The organism is Anaeromicrobium sediminis (genome assembly GCF_002270055.1).
GTDB classification, from domain to species: domain Bacteria; phylum Bacillota; class Clostridia; order Peptostreptococcales; family Thermotaleaceae; genus Anaeromicrobium; species Anaeromicrobium sediminis.
The window spans coordinates 1-6,408 of sequence record NZ_NIBG01000045.1 but is presented as its reverse complement, the minus strand read 5'-3'; the positions used below and the strand labels follow the sequence as shown (position 1 = coordinate 6,408).

The following is a 6,408-nucleotide window of genomic DNA, read 5'->3' as shown; positions in this document are numbered from 1 at the left end:
TTTTAAATCCATTATTATAGTTAACAATGTGCCGATCTTCATCTACAACTAAAATACCATCAACTGTTGAATCTAGTATTGATTGAAGTATTTTCTTTTCTTTTTGGAGTTCTCTTTCTGCTTTTCTAAATTTTAAAATATTTTTATAGAGAATAAAATTAAAAAATGCAAGAACAGCAGAGATCAACATAATCACCAGATACATTAAACTTTTTTTTATCTTTAAAAAGGGAGAGGGCTTATTTATAAACATACTACCTTCTGGTAGGTCTGATAGTTTTATATTATATTGTCTTATTGCATGATAATCAAAAACGTATTTGTTTATACTCTTTTGCATAAATGGTAGATCTTTTATATTCTGTCCTTCTAATACTTTTAAAGCCACTTGGGCAGCTGTTTGACCTTGGGAATAACCGCTAGCCATCTTTCCTCCTATAACGCCATTACATAAATTCATTTCCCAGCAGCTATATAAGGGTATATTCACTGCCTTTGAAATAATTTTATTCCCTTCTTCTATGGAGATAGGCTCCCCAACCTTGTCTTTATAAAGTCCAGCTTGAAAGATCATACTATTCCTAGGGATTTTTTTAATATTTTTTAGTATCTCTTCTATTGAATCATTTTGAATAAAATCAAACTTTATTTTTCCTTTATAGAGAGGAACAACCTTCTTTGTAATTTCTATATTCATATCTCCACTTAAAGATTCATCAGCAATAACAACTACATTCTTAATATTTGGATGTAATTTATAAGCTATATCTATGGTATCTTTAATATCTACTGTTTCTACAACACCTGTAAACATATTGTTCCTATTTGTTATGAAATCGTCAAAAATATTAAGACCGCAACATATTATAGGCGTATTTTCAAATAAGGATTTATGATATTTTTTCAAAAAATTGTAAGCATCGTTATCACTAGCTATAATAACATCAAATTTATGATTACTAAATTTATGTTTATATAATTCATATAAATTATTTAGATGTCTCTCATCCTTTATGATCCTTGTATCCATATATTCTATACGAATTACATTATTTTCATCCTCTAAAACACTTTCTATCCCTTTTACAATATTATCTGTCCAGGTATATCCCTGATGATAGGAATTAAGAACAAGTATATGATTTTTTTTAGTTTCTTGAGAAAATGAAACGATTCCATTTAACGATAATACATTCATTATAATTAATAATAAAACCATTAGCTTTCTCATGTTCATATCTTATACTCCTTTTCTGAAAATTGGTAATGTTAGGAATAATTCTACATTTTTATACAAATCCCTTTATTTTTGATAATTATTTAAATAGGAGAAAGTATTTTAATCTTCTTAAAATTCCTATTGAATATAGCTGTATATATTATAAAGGGTTTACTAAATTGTATTAATTTGTTCTTAATGTGATTTGGATACTCAATAATAACAATAATGTGAAATATGACAAAAAAATTAATTTAGCATGATTCCTAAATTTAATAGGAGTCATGCCTTTTAGTTTACTTTGTGATGGATGTAAGTTGTAGAAATTAATATAATTAGTAATATTTTGTTTTAATTCATATGAAATGTGCAAACTATAGGGATGTAAATTGTTGTAATATGGGTTAGCTATCATTATGGGTTCCGTTATATGTAGAATGATATAAGATCATCTTTGAAGGAACGCCAGTAATTTTAATCTTAGATTGTTTACTATATTCCCATATTTCTCTTGTAAATTGTTTGGAGATTATGCTATAACCTGATTTTTCCATTAAGTTAAAAAAATTATTATCAACAAAATCATGCATATTAACTTTAGGATATGTTTTCTTAAATTGCTCTAAATATGGAGCATGGTTTGGTGTTGAAACAAAGGTTCCATAGATTTTTGCACCAATTTTAAAATATTTTGCTAATGTTTTTGGTAAAATAATACCTTCTTTTTCCATATTCTCGTTAGAATCTGAATAATCTATCCAAATATCAATACTGGACTTTTTTAATGGATAGTTATGATTATTAGATACGATAAAGAGAATTTTTCTGTTTAAGTTTAAACGGTCAATTTGGGTTTTATAAAATTTAATTACTTCTGGATAAGATTCAGTAATAATATACATACCTCTAGAATCTAGCTTAGAAATATTTTTAAGTAAGAAAAATAATCTTTTTATGTTAGTTTCTATAATGACCTTATCATTTAAATCATTATTGTTAATAGCTAGTAATAGATTATCCATTTCTTTTTTCCAAGAACTTACTTGTTCTGCACTATATTCTGACAAAAGAGTAGGATTTATATCAAAATTATTTGACGATTGTGTTGCTGATATTTGTGAAGTTAGTAATATACCATTCTCTATTGTTGCTTCATACCCACAACTACACTGTAAAATACCATCTAGTATTTCATTGTTATTTATAGTAGCATTTTTTAAGGTAAGTGATGAATCACATTCACTACATACAAGTAATTTTAAAAAACTAAGATCAATTCCAGATGGTATGTAATGTGTAGACAAATTCTTCTCAGCTTCATCTATTAAATTGTTTATTTCAACAATAGATTGTTGTAATTTTTCCATTTTAAAGTTAAGTTCTGATTTTTTGTCTTTTAACAATTTAAGATAATGCTCAACTTCTCTTTCAGCATTCAAATATGAGACTCTATGTAATGAGAGAATTTTATGTATTTCATCTAAATGAAAATTCAAAGATTTTAATTGAAGAATTAATGATAGCTCTTCTAAATCTTGTTCACAAAATTCATAGTGATGAGAACTTGTATTTTTATAAGGAACGATAAGTCCTATTTTAATATAGTACCTAATTGTATCAGTGGATATACCAAGTTTTTTTGATACATATCCAATTTTCATAGTAATCCTCCTACAGCAGCTTACCTATTTATATATTATATTATCAAATAATAACATATAATTCAAAACACTTTGAATATGGAGTTAACTCCATGTTTTTATGTTTTTTTATAAAATAATCTATATTGATTTGAAGTAAAGTCTATGAAATAAACTGAATTTAAAGAAAATTATAAAAATCTAAATAGTGAGAGGAGATTATTTATGAAGTATAATTTTGATGAAATTGTTGATAGAAGACATACTCATTCAGTAAAATGGAATCCAAGCTTTATAAAGGCAATGTTTGGAGATAAAGAACTATTACCCCTATGGGTTGCAGATATGGATTTTAAGTGTCCACAACCTATTATTGATGCAGCTATTGAAACAGCAAAGTCTGGAATCTATGGATATAGTGAAAGAACAGAGCCATATTATAATGCTGTTATTAATTGGTATAAAAAAAGACAAAATTGGACCATAGAAAAAGATTCTATACTGTTCTCACCAGGGGTAGTACCTGCCCTTTATTATGCTATACAAACCTTTTGTCGTCCAGGAGATAAGGTGGTTATTCAAAACCCAGTGTATTATCCGTTTTTATCTGCAATAGTAGATAATGGCTGTCACCCCGTATATAATCAGTTGCAACTGAAAGAGGGAAAATATGTTATGGATTTTGAAGACTTAGAAAACAAAGTAAAAGATCCAAAAGTTAAGCTATTACTACTATGTAGTCCTCATAATCCTGTAGGTAGAGTTTGGACCGAAGAGGAATTGAAAAAGCTGGGGAATATATGTATAGAAAATAATGTATTGATTGTATCTGATGAAATCCATTCTGATTTAATATACAAGGGATATAAGCATGTTCCTTTTGCAAGTATTTCAGACAGCTTTGCTCAAAATTCAATAATGTGTACTGCACCAAGTAAAACATTTAATATAGCGGGCCTTCAGGTATCTAATATAATAGTTCCTAATAAAATCATTAGACAAGAGTTAGCAAGCACATTAGAAAAAACTACTAATAAATTTCCTAATATATTTGGTCTCGTAGCATGTACTGCTGCTTATGAAAAGGGAGAAGAATGGCTTGAACAATTACTAGATTATCTAGAAGATAATCTGAATTTTATAGATAAATTCCTTAAAGAAAAAATGCCAGAAGTAAAATTAATTAGACCTGAAGCAACATATTTAGCATGGCTTGATTTTAATGCGGTAGAATCTGATGAAAAGAAACTAGAGAATATTATTCAGAAAAAAGCAAAAGTAGCATTAGACGAAGGGTATATATTTGGTAAAGGTGGAGAAGGTTTTGAAAGAATAAATTTTGCTTGTCCTAGGTCTATTTTAAAAGAGGCCTTAGAGAGGATTGAAAGAGCAATTCATAATTAAATAAGAAAAGGGGGAAGTCTTATGGCAAACAAGGGTCAATTGAAGAGCCAAGAAGAAAATCTTAAAAAGGTTATTGGATTAGGTGGTGCAATGAGTATTTCAGCTGGACAGGTTATTGGTGCTGGGATCATGGCTTTAACTGGAATTGGCATTGGATTAACAGGTGGAAGTGTTGTGTTGTCCTTTATATTAGCTGCAATTCTAACAATTTTTATGACCATGCCAATTGCAGTTATGGGTGCATCTGTACCTACTACAGGGGGATTATATCGCTATACAAGCCGCTTATTATCACCTAAAATGGGGTTCTTTTATTTACTTTTATTTCTTTTAGGACAAATTACAATAGCAATGTATGCCATATCCTTTGCCGATTATCTTCAAGGTCTAGTACCAAATGTTCCAGTTAAAATGGTAGCATTGGGAATATTAACACTATTATATATTTTAAATTTATTTGGGGTAGACTTTGCAGCAAAAATCCAGGGTGTCATGGTAAGCGTTCTTGTTGCTTCAATTATTGCATTTATAATAGGTGGTATTCCAAAAGTGAATTTAGAAGTATTTTCAGGTCCTACGTTATTTACAGGTGGAGCAAAAGGATTTTTTGTAGCAACAGCACTATTAACTTTTGCAACAAGTGGTGCCATAGTAATAGCTGAAATGGGTGGAGAAATGAAGAACCCTGGTAGGGATATACCTTTAGCAATAATAACTACTACTATTTGTATAGGAATATTATATGCATTCATGTCAACTATTGCAGTGGCGGTTTTACCTTTAGAAGAAGTTGCTTTTCAACCATTAACGAATGTTGCAAGAGCAATACTTTCTAAACCTTTATTTTTATTCTTTGTAATAGGAGGTGCAATGACAGCACTAGCAACAACACTTAATGCAACATTTTCTCATGTTACAAAAGGATTACTAATTGCATGTGCTGATGGATGGCTACCAAAATCTATGGGTAAGGTAAATGAGAAATATGGTACTCCTCATTATTTATTGACAATTTTCTACATTGTAGGAGCAGTTCCAATAGTTAGTGGACTTTCATTAGAGTTCATTTCAAAATTAGGGAATGGTGCTATTTTAATAGCTAACTTATTACCAGTTATATCAGCATATATGCTTCCTAAAAAATATCCTGAAGCATATGAAAATTCAAAGTTTAAGTTTTCTGAAAAGAAATTCAAAATTATTGTAGTAGTGGCTGCAATTATTCAAGGTATTCAAGGGTATTTTTTAATATCAGATTTACCATCTAAAACTATAATAATGTCTGCATGTTATATGCTACTCGTTTATATATATTGTCATTTTACTTGGAAGAAAGGAAAAATTTCTTTGACGAGTGATTTTTAATAGGCAATCAATAAGGTTGTAGTATATAGAGATAAGGAGGAAAATGTAAATAAAACATCTACTGCAATAGATCCTTATTTTCAATATTTTGCTTCAATAAAAGCCTTCTAGTTTTTACTAGAAGGCTTAGGTATGTCTTAAATATTTTCATTATTATTAAAGTTTCATTCTATGCGTAGATATCTGAAAACTCAATGCTGATCCTTTCCACATTGGGCTGACTTGTTGCTGCAATTTCTCCATCTATGTCATATTCTTCACCTGCTAATGTTGCTGGTAGTTCTAGTGTAAAGGTACTTCCCTTTCCAACTTCACTTTCCACAGTAATAAAACCCTTATGTAGCTCTACAATTGATTTTACAAGAGATAGGCCAATACCACTTCCTTCTGCTTTTCTATGTAATGAAGCATCCACTTGTCTAAATCTATCAAATATTTTTTCTCTCATATCTTTTGGTATGCCTAATCCTGTATCTTTCACACAAATAAGTATACTTTCTCCTTTATCATGTATATTTACCTGTATAGTTCCATTAGATTCTGTGAATTTTACTGCATTAGAAAATAAGTTTAGCATAACCCTTTCAAGTTTTTCGGCATCGCAGGCAATGATTTTTTCTTCTATTTCTGTATCAAAAATAAGCTTAATTCCTTTGCTTTCTATATATTCAGCTACAGATAAAGTAATATCTTCTACAATACTGACAATATTATAATTTTTAAATTGCATATTCATATAACCTGAATCAATCTTAGTAATATCAATTAAATTATTAATGA

6 protein-coding genes are annotated in these 6,408 nt (G+C 29.1%); 2 read left to right on the top strand and 4 right to left on the bottom strand.

Annotated elements, in window-relative coordinates; all coding sequences use genetic code 11:
- The 3 genes from CCE28_RS21600 to CCE28_RS21590 form a co-directional block, all read right to left on the bottom strand.
- The coding region (locus CCE28_RS21600) for an ABC transporter substrate-binding protein (RefSeq protein WP_278277636.1) at positions 1 to 1,237 on the bottom strand (1,237 nt) is incomplete at its 3' end.
- A gap of 166 nt (positions 1,238 to 1,403) precedes the next feature.
- Entirely contained in the window at positions 1,404 to 1,634 is a 231-nt protein-coding gene (locus tag CCE28_RS23080; protein ID WP_095136292.1) for an IS3 family transposase, read from the bottom strand.
- A complete protein-coding gene (locus tag CCE28_RS21590) occupies positions 1,624 to 2,880 on the bottom strand; it encodes a MerR family transcriptional regulator (protein WP_095136290.1) in 1,257 nt (418 codons plus the stop codon). Before CCE28_RS21590 ends, CCE28_RS23080 begins: the two co-directional genes overlap by 11 nt.
- A gap of 204 nt (positions 2,881 to 3,084) precedes the next feature.
- Between CCE28_RS21590 and CCE28_RS21585 the strand changes: the two genes are divergently transcribed.
- A complete protein-coding gene (locus CCE28_RS21585) occupies positions 3,085 to 4,263 on the top strand; it encodes a MalY/PatB family protein (RefSeq protein ID WP_095136288.1) in 1,179 nt (392 codons plus the stop codon).
- Positions 4,264 to 4,284: 21 nt separating this feature from the next.
- Positions 4,285 to 5,628, top strand: coding sequence for an APC family permease (locus CCE28_RS21580; RefSeq protein WP_095136286.1), 1,344 nt, complete (start codon positions 4,285 to 4,287; stop codon positions 5,626 to 5,628).
- A gap of 169 nt (positions 5,629 to 5,797) precedes the next feature.
- Here CCE28_RS21580 and CCE28_RS21575 read toward each other — a convergent pair.
- Positions 5,798 to 6,408 (bottom strand): sensor histidine kinase (locus tag CCE28_RS21575; RefSeq protein WP_141228413.1); only part of this gene is annotated, 611 nt, incomplete at its 5' end.